This is a genomic window from Kitasatospora fiedleri (assembly GCF_948472415.1).
Taxonomy (GTDB): domain Bacteria; phylum Actinomycetota; class Actinomycetes; order Streptomycetales; family Streptomycetaceae; genus Kitasatospora; species Kitasatospora fiedleri.
The window spans coordinates 5,852,164-5,867,016 of the sequence record NZ_OX419519.1; the positions used below are offsets into that span (position 1 = coordinate 5,852,164).

The 14,853-nt window shown below is 74.7% G+C and carries 11 protein-coding genes and 1 pseudogene; 7 read left to right on the forward strand and 5 right to left on the reverse strand.

Annotation, left to right across the window (positions count from 1 at the left end):
- The first annotated feature begins 44 nt into the window (after positions 1–44).
- The 4 genes and pseudogenes from QMQ26_RS26605 (at position 45) to fusA (ending at position 6,035) form a co-directional block, all read left to right on the forward strand.
- Positions 45–986 carry a carbohydrate ABC transporter permease gene (locus tag QMQ26_RS26605; protein WP_100840083.1) on the forward strand — a complete coding sequence of 314 codons (942 nt, stop codon included), beginning with the start codon at positions 45–47 and terminating at the stop codon, positions 984–986.
- Positions 987–990: 4 nt separating this feature from the next.
- Positions 991–1,874 (forward strand): annotated as a pseudogene (locus tag QMQ26_RS26610) (carbohydrate ABC transporter permease).
- Positions 1,875–1,915: 41 nt separating this feature from the next.
- Positions 1,916–3,379, forward strand: coding sequence for a GH1 family beta-glucosidase (locus QMQ26_RS26615; protein ID WP_282202926.1), 1,464 nt, complete (start codon positions 1,916–1,918; stop codon positions 3,377–3,379).
- A 559-nt stretch (positions 3,380–3,938) separates the two neighbouring features.
- Positions 3,939–6,035, forward strand: coding sequence for an elongation factor G (gene fusA, locus QMQ26_RS26620; protein ID WP_282202927.1), 2,097 nt, complete (start codon positions 3,939–3,941; stop codon positions 6,033–6,035).
- A 93-nt stretch (positions 6,036–6,128) separates the two neighbouring features.
- Here fusA and QMQ26_RS26625 read toward each other — a convergent pair whose 3' ends face one another.
- The 3 genes from QMQ26_RS26625 to QMQ26_RS26635 form a co-directional block, all read right to left on the reverse strand.
- Positions 6,129–6,860 (reverse strand): helix-turn-helix transcriptional regulator, encoded by a 732-nt coding sequence (locus QMQ26_RS26625; protein ID WP_282202928.1) that lies wholly within the window; start codon positions 6,858–6,860, stop codon positions 6,129–6,131.
- Between the two features lie 209 nt (positions 6,861–7,069).
- The gene (locus tag QMQ26_RS26630; protein WP_282202929.1) at positions 7,070–9,130 is read right to left on the reverse strand and encodes a phosphocholine-specific phospholipase C; all 2,061 of its coding nucleotides are present in this window, start codon (positions 9,128–9,130) and stop codon (positions 7,070–7,072) included.
- Positions 9,131–9,381: 251 nt separating this feature from the next.
- The gene (locus tag QMQ26_RS26635) at positions 9,382–10,545 is read right to left on the reverse strand and encodes a LysR family transcriptional regulator (RefSeq protein WP_282202930.1); all 1,164 of its coding nucleotides are present in this window, start codon (positions 10,543–10,545) and stop codon (positions 9,382–9,384) included.
- A 166-nt stretch (positions 10,546–10,711) separates the two neighbouring features.
- On the opposite strand from QMQ26_RS26635, the gene QMQ26_RS26640 reads away from it, so the two are divergent.
- Positions 10,712–11,410, forward strand: a complete 699-nt coding sequence (locus tag QMQ26_RS26640) for a type 1 glutamine amidotransferase domain-containing protein (RefSeq protein WP_282202931.1) — start codon at positions 10,712–10,714, stop codon at positions 11,408–11,410.
- Between the two features lie 83 nt (positions 11,411–11,493).
- On the opposite strand, the gene QMQ26_RS26645 is transcribed toward QMQ26_RS26640, so the two are convergent.
- The gene (locus tag QMQ26_RS26645; protein ID WP_282202932.1) at positions 11,494–12,384 is read right to left on the reverse strand and encodes a helix-turn-helix transcriptional regulator; all 891 of its coding nucleotides are present in this window, start codon (positions 12,382–12,384) and stop codon (positions 11,494–11,496) included.
- A 154-nt stretch (positions 12,385–12,538) separates the two neighbouring features.
- Here QMQ26_RS26645 and QMQ26_RS26650 point away from each other — a divergent pair, with 154 nt between their 5' ends.
- On the forward strand, positions 12,539–13,234 hold the full coding sequence (locus tag QMQ26_RS26650; protein ID WP_282202933.1) for a YbhB/YbcL family Raf kinase inhibitor-like protein: 696 nt from the start codon (positions 12,539–12,541) through the stop codon (positions 13,232–13,234).
- A 98-nt stretch (positions 13,235–13,332) separates the two neighbouring features.
- On the opposite strand, the gene QMQ26_RS26655 is transcribed toward QMQ26_RS26650, so the two are convergent.
- Positions 13,333–14,052: an SDR family oxidoreductase gene (locus QMQ26_RS26655; RefSeq protein ID WP_282202934.1), complete on the reverse strand. Its 720-nt coding sequence runs from the start codon at positions 14,050–14,052 to the stop codon at positions 13,333–13,335.
- Positions 14,053–14,132: 80 nt separating this feature from the next.
- On the opposite strand from QMQ26_RS26655, the gene QMQ26_RS26660 reads away from it, so the two are divergent.
- A complete protein-coding gene (locus QMQ26_RS26660) occupies positions 14,133–14,747 on the forward strand; it encodes a TetR/AcrR family transcriptional regulator (RefSeq protein ID WP_282202935.1) in 615 nt (204 codons plus the stop codon).
- Positions 14,748–14,853 lie beyond the last annotated feature (106 nt).

Sequence of the window (14,853 nt, forward strand, 5' to 3'; positions counted from 1 at the left end):
CCGCCAGCGGCGGGCCGGGTGGCCCCCGTCGAAGGACCCCGCCCATGGCCCTCAGCTCCACCACCCGGCTGCCCGCCGCGCAGCCCACCGCGCCCGCGAGGCGGATCGGCCGCAGGCTCGCCCCGTACGGCTTCCTGGCCCCGTTCTTCGGGCTGTTCGCCGCGTTCGGCCTGTTCCCGCTGCTGTACACCGCCTACGTCTCGCTGCACCGGGTCGAGCTCCAGACCTCGGACCGGATGGACTGGCTCGGCTTCCAGAACTACACCCGGCTGCTGTCCGACCCGTTCTTCTGGAACGCGCTGCGCAACACCTTCACCATCGGCGTGCTCTCCACCGTGCCGCAGCTGCTGATGGCCCTGGGCCTGGCCCACCTGCTCAACTACCGGCTCCGCGGCCGCACCTTCTTCCGGGTCGCGATGCTGATGCCGTACGCCACCTCGGTGGCCGCCGCCACCCTGGTGTTCGCCCAACTCTTCGGCCGCGACTACGGGTTGATCAACTGGGTGCTGAGCAGCGTCGGCATCCACCCGGTCGACTGGCAGGCCGACACCTGGGCCTCCCAGTTCGGCGTCTCGGCCATCGTCACCTGGCGCTGGACCGGCTACAACGCGCTGATCTACCTGGCCGGCATGCAGTCCATCCCCGGCGAGCTGTACGAGTCCGCGGCCGTCGACGGCGCCTCGCGCTGGCAGCAGTTCCGGCACGTCACGATCCCCGGGCTGCGCCCCACCATCGTCTTCACCGTGGTCGTCTCCACCATCGGCGCGACCCAGCTGTTCGGCGAACCCCTGCTGTACGAGGGCAACTCCGGCGGCGGCATCTCGCACCAGTACCAGACCCTCGGCCTGTACCTGTACGAGCAGGGCTGGACGTTCTTCCACCTCGGCCGGGCTGCGGCCGTCGCCTGGGTGATGTTCCTGCTGATCGTGCTGCTCGCCCTGCTCAACGCGGCGATCGCCGCCCGCCGCAACCGCACGGACCGGTGACCCGATGACCCACGTACTCGACCAGCCCGCCGCCCCCGCCCCGGCCCGCCCGCTCGTCCGCAAGGCGCGCTCGCCGCTCAAGGGCGGACCGCTCGCCTACGCGGTGCTGATCGGCGCCACCCTGCTCGCGGTGTTCCCGTTCTACTGGACGCTGGTCGCCGCCAGCCGCTCCAACTCCGAACTCAGTTCCACCACGCCCGCGTTGACGCCCGGGCCGAACCTGTTCCACAACATCGGCGAGGCGCTCCAGCAGGCCGAGATCGGCAAGGCGCTGCTCAACTCGCTGATCGTCTCCGGCGTGGTCACCGCCGGCGTGGTGCTCTCCTCCACGCTCGCCGGGTTCGCCTTCGCCAAGCTGCGCTTCCGCGGCCGGGGCGCGCTGCTCGCGCTGACCGTCGGCACCATGATGATCCCGCCGCAGCTCGGCGTGATCCCGCTGTTCATGGTGATCGTCAAGCTCGACCTGCAGAACAAGCTGCCCTCGGTGATCCTGCCCTCGCTGGTCTCCGCGTTCGGGTGTTCTTCATGCGCCAGTACCTGGTGCAGGCCCTGCCGGACGAACTGGTCGAGGCCGGCCGGATGGACGGCGCCTCGCTGCTGCGGATCTTCCGCTCCATCGTGCTGCCGGTCGCCCGCCCCGGCATGGCCGTGCTCGGCATGCTCACCTTCATGGCCACCTGGAACGACTTCTTCTGGCCGATCGTCGCACTCAGCTCCCAGAACCCCACCGTGCAGGTCGCGTTGAAGTCGCTCGGCCAGGGCTACGTCCCCGACCAGTCCGTGGTGATGGCCGGCACCCTGATCGGCACCCTGCCCGTCCTGGTGGTGTTCGCCCTGCTCGGCCGGCAGATCGTCGGCGGCATCATGCAGGGCGCCGTCAAGGGCTGACGCCGCCCGGCGCCCGACGGGCCGACACACCCTCAACTTGTTTGGATGGAACGCGACATGACCGTCGAGACTCTTCCCATGACCACTGCCTCCCCGCCCCCGCGCCCGCCCGCTTCCCGGCCGGGTTCGTCTGGGGCGCCGCCACCGCCGCGTACCAGATCGAGGGCGCCGCCGACCAGGACGGCCGCACCCCGTCGATCTGGGACACCTTCGCCCGCCGCCCCGGCGCCGTCCGCAACGGCGACACCGGCGACATCGCCGCCGACCACTACCACCGCTACCGCGACGACGTCGCCCTGATGTCCGAACTCGGCCTGGGCGCGTACCGGTTCTCGCTCGCCTGGCCGCGCGTGCAGCCCGGCGGCCGGGGCCCCGCCAACGAGGCCGGACTCGACTTCTACGACCGCCTGGTCGACGAACTCCTCACCGCCGGCATCACCCCCGTCGCCACCCTCTACCACTGGGACCTGCCCCAGGAACTGGAGGACCAGGGCGGCTGGACCCACCGCGAGACCGCGTACCGCTTCGCCGAGTACGCGGGCATCGCCGCGCGCCGCCTGGGCGACCGCATCCCCACCTGGACCACCCTCAACGAGCCCTGGTGCAGCGCCTTCCTCGGCTACGGCAACGGCGTCCACGCCCCCGGCCGCACCGACCACACCGCCGCCCTCACCGCCCACCACCACCTGCTGCTCGCCCACGGCCTCGGCACCGCCGCGCTGCGCGCCGAACTCCCCGCCACCGCGCAGGTCTCGCTCACCCTCAACCTGGCCGCGGTCCGCCCGCTCTCCACCGACCCCGCCGACCTCGACGCCGCCCGCCGGATCGACGGCCTCGCCAACCGGATCTTCCTCGACCCGGTCTTCCGCGGCAGCTACCCCGAGGACGTCCTCGCCGATACCGCGCACGTCACCGACTGGTCCTTCGTCCGCGACGGCGACCTCGCAGAGATCTCCCGCCCGATCGACTCGCTGGGCATCAACTACTACACGCCCACCGTGGTGGCCGCCGAGGAGACCGACCAGGCCGGGGCCGGCGGGCCGCGCGGCGACGGCCACCAGGGCGGCAGCCCCTGGCCCGCCGACCAGGGCATCCGCTTCCTGCCCGCCCCCGGCACCCGCACCGCCATGGACTGGCCGGTCGACGCCGACGGCCTGTACGAACTCCTCACCCGGCTGCGCGACGACCTGCCCGGCGTCCCGCTGCTGGTCACCGAGAACGGCGCCGCCTACGAGGACTACAGCGACCCGAGCGGCGCCGTCCACGACCCCGAGCGGATCGACTACCTGCACGCCCACCTCGCCGCCGTCCACCGCGCGATCGCCGACGGCGCGCCCGTCCGGGGCTACTTCCTCTGGTCGCTGCTCGACAACTACGAATGGGCGTACGGCTACAGCAAGCGCTTCGGCATCGTGCACGTCGACTTCGCCAGCCAGCGCCGCACGCCCAAGGACAGCGCGTACTGGTACGCCCGGGTGATCCGGGACGGCGCCCTGCCGGAGTGAGCGCGGGGGGCGCCGCCGGGTCGGGGCGCCGCCGGGTCGGGGCGGGCCGGGTCGGTCTGGGCCGGGCCGGGCTGGGCTGGGCTGGGCCGGTCTGGGCCGGGCTGGGTCAGGTCGGACTGGGTCAGGTCGGGCCGGGCCGGGTCGCTGGAGGAGGCGGCCCGGCCCGGCGCGCTGAGTGTGCGCCCGGAAACGCGGTGGCGGCCGGGGGAGGGGCGCGCCTAGGCTCTGCTCGCTGGACGACGCCCGGGCCGATCGGCCGACGGGGCGCACCGTGACGTCGAGAGGGAGGGGCAGGCCGTGCGTGGCACCGCTGCTGTCGTTCCCCCGTCGCGGTTCGAGGTGATCCTGGTGTCCTCGGCCGGCCGGTGCCCGCTGCGCGGCCGGCACCGGTAGGAACCGCGAGCCCTCGTCCGATCCCCCTCCCGCCGTTTCGTCCCGCCCGTCGTGGGCGGCGGGCGCCCTGTGGGCGCTCCGCGGGGGCCGGTGGACGTGGACGTTCCTCGTGGTGCCGTGAATCGCGCCGCCGATTCCAGGAGCGAACCCCGAAGGGCCATCGGCCATGCGCACCGACCTCACCACCTCCCCCTCCACCCCCACCTCCGCGGCTGCCGCCATTGCCGCCGTCGCCGCGGTCCGCAACCTCGGCATCCTCGCCCACGTGGACGCCGGGAAGACCACCGTCACCGAGCGAATCCTGTTCCTGACCGGGGCGGTCCACAAGCGCGGCGAGGTGCACGAGGGCACCACCGTCACCGACTTCGACCCGCAGGAGCGCGACCGCGGCATCACCATCTTCGCCGCCGCCGTCAGCTGCCGGTGGGACGGCCACCTGCTCAACCTGATCGACACCCCCGGCCACGTCGACTTCGCGGACGAGGTGGAGCGCTCGCTGCGCGTGCTGGACGGCGCGGTGGCGGTGTTCGACGCGGTCGCGGGCGTCGAGCCGCAGAGCGAGTCGGTGTGGCGGCAGGCGGACCGGCACGGCGTGCCGCGGATCGCGTTCGTCAACAAGATGGACCGGCCCGGCGCCGACCTGGACGCCGCCGTCGCCTCGATCCGGGAGAAGCTCCACCCGGCGCCGCTGGCCGTGCAGTTGCCGATCGGCCGGGAGGGTGCCTTCACCGGCGTGGTCGACCTGGTCGGGATGCGCGCACTGACCTGGCCGGCCGGCGCCGCACCCGGCGAAGGCTGCCAAGTCGGCGACGTGCCGGAGGAGTTGGCGCAGGAGGCGGGACGGCGGCGGCAGGCCCTCGCGGAGGCGGTGGCCGAACTGCACCCGGCGGCGCTGGAGGAGTACTGCGCCACCGGCACCCTCACCCCCGGCGCGCTCACCGACGCGCTGCGCCGGCTCACCGGCAGCGGACAGGCGGTGGTGGTGCTGTGCGGCGCCGCGTACCGCGACCGCGGGGTCGAACCGCTGCTGGACGCGGTGACCGCGTACCTGCCGTCGCCGCTGGACGTCCCGCCGGTGCGCGGGGAGTTCGACGGCGCACCGCAGGAACGCGCCGCCGATCCCGAACAGCCGTTCTCCGCGCTGGTGTTCAAGGTCACCGCGAGCACCACCGGGCGGCTCGTCGGCCTGCGGATCTACTCCGGCACGCTCCGGAAGGGGGACACCGTGCTCGACGCGCGCACCGGGCGCACCGAGCGGATCGGCCGTATCCTGCGGGTGCAGGCCGACCGGCACACCGAGACCGACACCGCGGCGGCCGGCGACATCGTCGCCGTGGTCGGGCCGAAGGGCGCCCGGGCCGGCACCACACTGTGCGACCCGCGGGCCCCGCTGGTGCTCGAACCGGCCGTCGCCGCCGACCCGGTGGTGACCGTCGCGGTCGAGGCCCGCCGCTCGGCGGACACCGACCGGCTGGCCGCCGCGCTGGCCCGGCTCACCGAGGAGGACCCGTCCCTGGTGGCCGGCACCGATCCGGAGGGCGGGCGGCGGACGCTGTCCGGCCTGGGCGAACTGCACCTGGAGGTCGCGGTGGAGAAGCTGCGCCGCGCTGGGCTGGAGGTCGCCGTCGGCCGGCCCCGGGTCGCGTACCGGGAGACCCTCGCCGCGGCGGTCACCGGCCTCGTCCTGCGGCACGTCAAACAGGACGGCGGCTCCGGGCAGTTCGCGCACATCGTGGTCGACGTCGCCCCGCTCGGCGAACCCGGCGCGGACGGCTTCGAGTTCCGCTCCACCGTCACCGGCGGGCGGGTGCCGCCGGAGTTCGTGCAGGCCGTCGAGGCGGGCTGCCGGGACGCCCTCGCGGACGGCCCGCTCGGCCACCCGGTCACCGGGGTCCGGGTCACCCTCACCGACGGGGCGACCCACGTCAAGGACTCCTCCGACCTGGCGTTCCGCACCGCCGGACGGCTCGCCCTGCGCGAGGCGCTGCGGCGCGGCGGCCCGCTGCTGCTGGAGCCCGTCGCGGAGGTCACCGCGACGGTGCCGCCGGAGAGCGTCGGCGGCGTCCTCGGCGACCTGTCCGCCCGCCGCGGCCGGGTGCACGGCTCCGCGCCGCGCGGCGGCGGCGCGGTGCTGACGGCGACCGTCCCGCTGGCCGAACTCTTCGGCTACGCGGGCGCGTTGCGCGGACGCACGCAGGGCCGGGGCACCTTCACCACCCGGCCGGCCGGGTACGCCCCGGCGCCGCGGGCGCAGCAGCGGTAGCGGTCGCGCCCCGTCCTGTCCCGTTCCGTCCCGTCCCGCCGCAACGGCGGGGCGGGGTGGGGCAGGGCCGGGGGCGGTGCCGTTTCGCCGGTCTCAGCGCAGCCAGCCGCGTTCGGCGGCCCGGGCCCCGGCCTGGAAGCGGCTGCGGGCGCCGAGCACCTCCAGCGCCTCGGCGGCCAGCCGCCGGACGGTCCGCTCGGAGACGCCGAGTTTCCGGGCCGCCACCACGTCGGTGTCACCCTGCTGGAGGATTCGCAGCAGCGTGTAGTGCTGCGCGGTCAGGCCGTTGCGGTCGCGGCCCCGGGGGTGGCACAGCGGCGCGGCGCCGTGCCACAGCCCGTCGAACAGCGCGCCCAGCGCGGCGACCGGCCCGGGCCCGTGCAGCACGGTGGCGGTGTCCGCCCGTCCCGGATCGAGCGGCAGCACCGCGGTCTCCCGGTCCAGCACCACCATGCGCAGCGGCAGCGCGGACACCGTCCGCACCTGCCCGCCGAGCCCGACCAGCCGCCGCGCGTACGCCACGGCGGACGGATCGCCGCGCACCGCGTCCACCACCAGCACGCGCAACTCGACGCCGCGGCCCAGCAGTTCCTCGTCCCAGCGCTGCTCCGCCACCCCGGTCGGCCGCCCGCTGCCCGGACGGAACGCCAGCACCTGGGCGACCGCCCCCGCGCCGAGTTCGGCCAGCCGGCCGCGGACGGCGTCCGCCCCGACCAACTGCTCGGCCAGCTCCCCGGCCCGTTCCTCGGCTCGTTCCTCGGCTCGTTCTCCGGCTCGTTCTCCGGCTCGGGTCGGCCGGCCGGCCGCCTCGACCGCGGCGGACATCTCAGGACGCGCCGGGGCTGCGACGGACGCGTCCGGGACGGGCCACCGTGTGCATCGCGCTCCTCCGCTCCTCCGCCCGCCGACCGTTCGGGGTAGGTCTAGACCACCGGGGCGTCCGGTGTCAAAGGTCGCGGGCTGCGGCCGGTGGCTCCGGCCGCAGCCCGCGGCGCAGGGTTCGGACACCGTCCGATCCTGGTCGTGCGGGCCGGTCAGTAGGTGAGCAGGCCGGGGTCGGAGAGGGACGGGGCGCCGGTCTCGACGTGGCCGGCGAGGCGGCGGACGAAGTCGGTGGTGAGGTTGGAGGTGATGGTGACGTCGTACCAGCGGCGGCAGGCGGTGAGGTCGAGGGTGAGGGTGGCGGTGGCGCCGCGGCGGACGGTGACGGTCCGCGGGGGGCCGGCGTAGGCGTTGGTGACGGTGAGGACGGCGTCGGCGCCGACGGGGTTGGTGAAGGTCAGGGCGAGGTTGCCGGTGGCGGCGTCGTGGCGGGCGGTGACCTCGGGCCCGGCGGTCTTACCGGGGTTGCGGAAGCGGCGCAGGAAGCCGTTCGGGCCGAACACGGTCAGGTCGGTGACGCCGCCGGAGTAGGCGGTGTTCCAGGCGTCGGAGATCGACTTGCCGGCCTCGGTGGTGTACGTCCACGGGCCGTCGGTGCGGTTCGCCGAGGTGATCAGGAACTGGGCGCCGGCGGCCGGGCCGCCGCTGAACGCGAGGGCGTACTTGCCGGTCGAGGTGTCGGCCGAACCGTCCACGTACGGCGCGTACTTGAGCGGACGGGTCGGCTTGGACCCGGCCTCCTGCCTGGGCATGGTGCCGGTCGCGGGCGGGGTGGGCACGTAGTCGGGGTGCCGGTTGTGGTCGGCGGGCAGGTAGGCGGCGGTGGACGGCAGCGCGGGCCGGGCGGCGGTGCTCGCGGTGAAGTCGAAGGCGGAGGTCAGGTCGCCGCAGATGGCACGCCGCCAGGGGGAGATGTGCGGTTCGGTGACGCCGAAGCGCTTCTCGATGAAGCGGATGACCGAGGTGTGGTCGAAGGTCTCCGAGCAGGTGTAGCCGCCGGTGCTCCACGGCGAGACCACCAGCATCGGCACCCGCTGCCCGAGGCCGTACGGGCCGGCCGGGTAACTCGCGTTCCCCGCGAACCAGTCGGCGCCGGTGGCGACCGTGGAGAGCCCCTGGTCGGCGGAGGCGGGCGGGAACGGCGGCACCACGTGGTCGAAGAAGCCGTCGTTCTCGTCGTAGGTGATGAACAGCGCGGTCCTCGCCCACACGTCCGGGTTCGAGGTGAGCGCGTCCAGCACCTGCGAGACGTACCAGGCGCCGTAGTTCGCAGGCCAGTTGGGGTGCTCGGTGTACGCCTCGGGCGCGACGATCCAGGAGACCTGCGGCAGCGTCCCGGCCCCGACGTCGTGGCGCAGCCGGTCGAACAGGCCGTCGCCGGCCTTGGCGTTCGTCCCGGTGCGGGCCTTCTCGTACAGCGCGTCGCCTGGCTTGGCGTTGCGGTAACTGTTGAAGTAGAGCAGCGAGTTGTCGCCGTAGGTGCCGCGGTGGGCGTCGTTGATCCAGCCCCAGGAGCCGGCCGCGTTCAGGCCGTCGCCGATGTCCTGGTAGATCCGCCAGGAGACGCCGGCCGCCTCCAGCCGCTCCGGGTAGGTGGTCCAGGAGTAGCCCGCCTCCTGGTTGCCCAGCACCGGACCGCCGCCGGTGCCGTCGTTGCCGGTGTAGCCCGTCCACAGGTAGTAGCGGTTCGGGTCGGTGGAGCCGATGAATGAGCAGTGGTAGGCGTCGCACAGCGTGAACGCGTCGGCGAGCGCGTAGTGGAACGGGATGTCCTGCCGGGTCAGGTACGCCATGGTGGTGGCGGTCTTCGCGGGCACCCACTGGTCGTACTTGCCGCCGTTGAACGCCTTGTGGCCGCCGGCCCAGTCGTGGTTGAGGTCCTGGACGAACTGCATCCCGAGGTCGTTCACCTGCGGCCGGAACGGCAGGATCTCCTTCTTCGCGCTGTTCGTCTGGTACCAGACCGGCTTCCCGCTCGGCAGGGTCACCGGCCGCGGGTCGCCGAAGCCGCGCACGCCCTTCATCGCGCCGAAGTAGTGGTCGAAGGACCGGTTCTCCTGCATCAGCACCACGATGTGCTGCACGTCCTGGATGGTGCCCGTGTTGCCCTGCGGGGCGATCGCGGCGGCCCGCGCGATGCTGGGCGCCAGCGCCGGCAACGCCAGGCTCGCGCCGGCCAGTTGGAGGAAACGACGCCGATTCGGTTCAGTCATGGGGGACACGACCTCTGCGGGTGAGGGGCGGGTGGAGGGCGCCCGTCACGGTAGCGCGCCCGGGGTACCGCCCGCAGTACCGCCTGTGGCCGGTCGGCGTACGTCCGGCGAACGCCTCCAGTTGTTCGGACAAGTGCACGCGGTTCGGTCCCAAGTTGTGCAGACAAGGTCAATCCGCTGATGGGGGAGGTGCGTTGGCGGTGGGAAACCACCGGACCGGTCCGGTGCGGCCCCGGATCGGTCCGGCCTCGTCACCAGTGGCGGGCGGCGGCCAGCAGGTGCTCCCGGACGGCGGCCAGGTGCGGGTTCGCGGCGGCCTCCGGACGGTGCACCAGGTACGCGGTGTTGATCGGCGGGTCGGCCGGCCGGAGCAGCGGGACGAGCGCGCCGGACGCCAGCGCGTCCCGGCACAGGTACTCGGGCAGCACGCTCCACCCCGCCCCGGCCGCCACCGCGGCCCGCACCGCCCGCAGGTCGGGCACCGTGACGGCGGCCAGGGCGTGCAGTCGGCGGCCGAAGACGTGCCGCCAGTAGTGGCGGACGATCGGCAGGTCCTCGGCGTAGCTGACCAGCGGCAGCCGGGGGAGCGCGTCGGCGAGGTCGGTGGGGTCGGCGATGTCGGTGGGGTCAGTGAGGTCGGTGAGGTGGGCGGGGTCCGCGAGGTCCGCCGGGACGGCCGGGTCCTTCGAGTGCGCCCGGTGCGCTCGGTGCGCCGGGTGCGCGAGGGCCCGGTGGGCCGCCCAGCCGGGGGCGGCGACCAGGACGAACTCCTCGTCGGCGAGCGGTACGGCGGTCAGCGCCCGGCCGGTCGGGCGGCGGGTGGAGACCACCACGTCGTGCCGCCCGGAACGGAGTTCGGCCAGCAGCGGGTCGGACAGCCCGGTGGACACCCGCAGCCGCACCCCGTCCGCGACCAGCGGGGCGAGCGCGGGCAGCAGCAGCGTGCCGAGCAATTCCGCCGGGCCGGCCAGGTGCACCGGCTCCGCCGACGGCCGCCGCTCCGTCGCACCGGCCAGCCGGTCCAGCGGCTCGGCGACCCGGGCGGCCAGCTCGTCCGCCGCGGGCAGCGCCGCCGCGCCGCGGGCCCGCCGCTCGAACAGCTCCCGGCCGTGACGCCGCTCCAGCGCGCGGACCTGCGCGGTCACCGTCGACTGCGACAGGCCCAGCCGGCGGGCGGCGGCGGTGAACGAACCCAGGCGGTACACGGCGAGGAAGGTGCGCAACTGGTTGAGGTCCGGCGGTCCGGCGTTGGCCGTGGTGGTGGTGGTGGCGGTGGCAGGGGCGGTGGTGGTGGCCGTGGTGGCGGTGGCCGGGGCGGTGGTGGCGGCCGTGGTGGCGGTGGTGTGCGGCGCGGGTCCGGCGGTGGCACGTGACCGGGGCCCGGCACCGGCGGCGCGCGGCAGGTGGTCGTCCATCGGGTGAGCGTACTGCCGGGCGACGGCCGGCGACGGCCGACGAGGGCCGACCGAGCCATCGGAGAACCGATGGCTGCTATCGGCGCGCTCATTGGATACCGATCGCCCGGCCGGTCTACGGTCGGAGCACAACCGCGAAGCAGCCCGCCCCTCGGAGGAACGCGACATGTCGAAGATCCTGTTCGTGATGACCGGCGCCGACCACTGGACCCTCAACGACGGCACCGAACACCCCACCGGCTACTGGGCGGAGGAGGTCGCCACCCCCTACCGCGCCCTGCGCGAGGCCGGCCACGAGATCACCGTCGCCACCCCCGGCGGCGCCGTCCCGCCCGTCGACCGGGCCAGCCTCGGGCCCGACGCCAACGGCGGCGCCGAGCAGGCCCGCGAACTCGCCGACACCCTGGCCGCGATGACCGAGCTCGACCACCCGCTGGCCATCGCCGACGTCGACCTCGACGACTACGACGCCGTCTTCTACCCCGGCGGCCACGGCCCGATGGAGGACCTCGCCCGGGACGCCGACTCCGGCCGCCTGCTCGTCCGGGCCCTCGCCTCCGGCAAGCCCCTCGCCGTGGTCTGCCACGGCCCCGCCGCGCTGCTCGCCGCCACCGACCCCGCCACCGGCCGCAACGCCTTCGCCGGCCGCCGGGTCGCCGCCTTCACCGACGCCGAGGAGACCCAGGCCGGCCTCGCCGACCGCGCCCCCTGGCTCCTCCAGACCCGCCTCACCGAGGCCGGCCTCACCGTCGACCCCGCCGCCCCGTGGACCCCGCACGTCGTCGTCGACGGCAACCTGATCACCGGCCAGAACCCGTCCTCCTCGGCCCCGCTGGCGGAGGAACTCCTGAAGCGACTGGGCTGAGCGGCCGGGCCCGGGCCCGGTTCTGCGCGGCGGGCCCGGGCCGTCCGGTCGGTTCAGGCGGCGGCCTGTTCGAGCGGTGCTGCTCAGGCGGCCGTGATCGGGCGGACGGTGGTGCCCGCGGCGTTGGTGGCGGCGGTGCGGGTGGTGTGGGTGGTGACGAGGTGGCGGAGGGCGCGGTCGGTGGCGGGGTCGGCCGGGGTGAGGGTGAAGAGGTGGTGGTGGCCGGTGGTGAGGATGTCGTAGTGGAGGCGGAGGTCGCCGACTTCGGCGTGGCGGACGCGTTTGGTGCCGGCGGCGCGGTCGAGGACGGTGTGGTCGTCCCACCAGAGGGCGAACTCGGCGCTATAGGAGCGAAGTTCGGCGAGGAGGGCGGCGAGCCGGGGGTCGTCGGGGTGGCGGGCGGTGGAGGTGCGGAGGTGGCCGACCGTCTCGCGGGCGACCCGGGCCCAGTCGAGCTGGGTGGCGCGGGTGGCCGGGTCGAGGAAGAGCATGCGGGCGGTGTTGTCGGTCGCTCCGGTGCCGAACGCGGGGCCGAACAGGGCCCGGGCGGCCGCGTTGTGGGCCAGTACGTCGAGCCGGTGGTCGGTCACGTAGGCGGGGAACAGCGGTATCCCGTCCAGGAGTTGGCGCAGCGAGTCGCGGACGGGGTCCTGCGGGGCGCGGGGCGCGGGCAGGACGGGGGTCTCCCGGCGGGCGATCAGGTGCAGGTGGCGGTGCTCGTCCGGGGTGAGGCGCAGGGCCTCGGCGAGGGCGTCCAGGACGGCGCCGCCCGGGGTGCCGACCCGGCCCTGCTCCAGGCGGACGTACCACTCGACGCTGACGGCGGCGAGCTGGGCGACCTCCTGGCGGCGCAGCCCCGGGGTGCGACGGCGCGGCCCGCGCGGCAGGCCGACGTCCTCGGGTTGCCGGCGGGCGCGCTTGGCCCGGAGGAAGGCGGCCAGTTCGGCCTGCGGGGACGGGGCGTGCTCGGTCATGTCCCCGATCATCGGCGCGGGCCGGGCGGGCCGTCCAGTGCCGAGGCTGGTACGCCGGATGCCACCATCCGGCGGGCCTCCTCGAGATCCTTCCGGCGGGGGAGGGTGGGGGCATCCGAAGCCAGATCCGACGACCGACGGGGAGCCTCGCGCCATGTCACGTCCGTTCCGTACCCGGGTGGCCGCCACCACTGCCACCGCCACCACTGCCACCGCCGGCGCCACCGCCGTTCGGCGTGCGCGTCCGTACCGCGCCGCCGCCGTCACGCTGTCCGCCGCCGCGGTGCTGACGCTGCTGGGGGTCGCCGACTCGAGCGCCCAGGTGGGGAAGGGGGTGAAGGAGTTCGGCCGGGTGTCGGTCCGTGCCGGGGTCCCGGCCGGGGCGCAGCGGTTCGCCGTCGGCAGCCCCGACCTGGTCAACGGCCGCTTCCCGCAGTCGCACTGGGCGAACGCGTTCGGCTGCGACGGCGGCAACCAGTCGCTGCGGCTGGAGTGGCGCGGCGCCCCGGGCGGCACCCGGAGCTTCGCCGTCACCATGTTCGACCCGGACGCGCCGACCGGCTCCGGTTTCTGGCACTGGCTGGTCTGGGACGTCCCGGCCACCGCCACCGGGCTGGAGACCACTCCGCCGGCCGGCGCGGTGACGGGCGCCGACGACGCGGGCGTGCAGGGCTACCTGGGCCCCTGCCCGCCGGTCGGCGACCGCCCGCACCACTACCAGATCAACGTCTACGCCCTGGACACCCCGAGCCTGGCGCTGCCGGCCGCCACGCCCGCCGCCGTCACCGCGTTCAGCATGAGCGGCCACGTGATCGGCCACGCGCAGACCACGGCGCTGGCCGCGAGGTGAACGTCCTTTCGGTGGGCGGCCGTTGAGGTCTGTGCGGCCAACCACGCGGCCAGGAGAGGAAGCTGAGGCGCACGGGCTGAACTAGCTTGTTTTGTGCGTCAGTTGAGGGGGGCGAGATGGAGACCGCCGTCGCTCTCCAGGACGGTGCCGGTGAGGTTGCGGTTGGTCGCGGCCAGCACGACCGCCTCGGCGACGTCCGCCGGAGAGGCGATCCGGCGGGTCGGCAACTGGGCGGCGGCCTGGGCGAAGTAGGCGTCGCGCGCTTCCTGCGGCAGGCCGTTCCACCACGGGGTGTCGACCAGTCCGGGGGAGACGGCGTTGATCCGGCGCGGGGCCAACTCCCTTGCCAGCGGCCGGATCATCGCCTCCAGTGCCCCGTTCACCGCGGCCAGTCCGGCGGTGCCCGGCATGCCGGTGCGGGCCGAGATCGCGGTGACCAGGGTGATCGAGCCGTCCTCGGACAGGTGCGGCAGCGCGGCCTGCACGGTGGTCAACTGCCCCCAGAACTTGGCCTCGAAGGCGCCGCGCAGGGCGTCCAGGTCGAGTTCGGCGAACGTGCCCGCGCCCTCGGCGCCGCTCAGTGAGACCACCAGCCAGTCCAACCTGCCGATGGTGGACAGGACTTCGGCGATCCGCCCGCGGTCGCCGCCGTCCGCCCGGTGCCCGACCAGCTCCGGGTCGCTGACCGCCAGCGCCTCCAGTCGTTCCTTGCCGCGGCCCACCACGTGCACCGTGGCGCCCCGGTCGCGCAGTTGGCGGGCGGTCTCCAGCCCGATGCCCGAAGTGCCGCCGACCACCAGTGCGGTGCGCTCGCTCATGTGTGCCCTCTCCAGTGCGTGTCCCGGTCCGTAATTTCGAACCGCGACGTCTCGTCTCGAATTAAGGTAGCGTGGCCGCCGTGATCGAGCAAGCGCACCAGGACCCGCACGAACCCGCCGACGGGGCACCGCCCCCCGCCCGCCCGGGCCGCCGCCGCAGCGAGGAGAGCCGCCGCGCGATCCTCGCCGCCGCGTACGAACTGCTCGGCGAGGCCGGGTACGCGCGCCTCACCGTCGAGGGCATCGCCGCCCGGGCCGGCACCGGCAAGCAGACCCTCTACCGCTGGTGGCCCGGCCGGGCGGACGTCCTGCTCGAAGCCGTCACCGCGCACGCCCGGCAGCACATCCCGCTGCCCGACACCGGCGACCACGCCGCCGACCTGCACGCCTTCCTCGCCGCGACGTTCGCCGCCGCCACCCCGCCCACCACCGACGCCCTGCGCGCCCTGATGGCCGAGGCCCAGATCGACCCGGCCTTCGGCCCCCGCTTCCACGACACCCTGCTGCGCCCCCGCCGCGAAGCCCTCGGCACCCTGCTCACCCGCGCCCACGCCGCCGGCGCGCTCGCCCCCCAGCTCACCCCCGACAGCGCCGTCGAACTCGCCTTCGGCATGCTCTGGTACCGGCTGCTCGCCACCCGCGAACCGCTCGACGAACGGCTCGCCGCGCTGCTCACCCGTACCCTGCTGCGCTGACCGGCGGGCAACGGGCGGCGGGCGGCGGGCGGACTGCGGTCGCCGGGAGTCCGTTTGTTTCCCGCGGATGTCCAGCCGCACCCCGCCCGCACGGCCGTCGAACGGC

Coding starts and splice junctions, on each gene's coding strand:
- QMQ26_RS26605 (WP_100840083.1), top strand. CDS start 45: ATGGCCCTCAGCTCCACCACCCGGCTGCCCGCCGCGCAGCCCACCGCG.
- fusA (WP_282202927.1), top strand. CDS start 3,939: ATGCGCACCGACCTCACCACCTCCCCCTCCACCCCCACCTCCGCGGCT.
- QMQ26_RS26640 (WP_282202931.1), top strand. CDS start 10,712: ATGTCGAAGATCCTGTTCGTGATGACCGGCGCCGACCACTGGACCCTC.
- QMQ26_RS26630 (WP_282202929.1), bottom strand. CDS start 9,130: ATGACTGAACCGAATCGGCGTCGTTTCCTCCAACTGGCCGGCGCGAGC.
- QMQ26_RS26625 (WP_282202928.1), bottom strand. CDS start 6,860: ATGTCCGCCGCGGTCGAGGCGGCCGGCCGGCCGACCCGAGCCGGAGAA.
- QMQ26_RS26635 (WP_282202930.1), bottom strand. CDS start 10,545: ATGGACGACCACCTGCCGCGCGCCGCCGGTGCCGGGCCCCGGTCACGT.
- QMQ26_RS26645 (WP_282202932.1), bottom strand. CDS start 12,384: ATGACCGAGCACGCCCCGTCCCCGCAGGCCGAACTGGCCGCCTTCCTC.
- QMQ26_RS26650 (WP_282202933.1), top strand. CDS start 12,539: ATGTCACGTCCGTTCCGTACCCGGGTGGCCGCCACCACTGCCACCGCC.
- QMQ26_RS26655 (WP_282202934.1), bottom strand. CDS start 14,052: ATGAGCGAGCGCACCGCACTGGTGGTCGGCGGCACTTCGGGCATCGGG.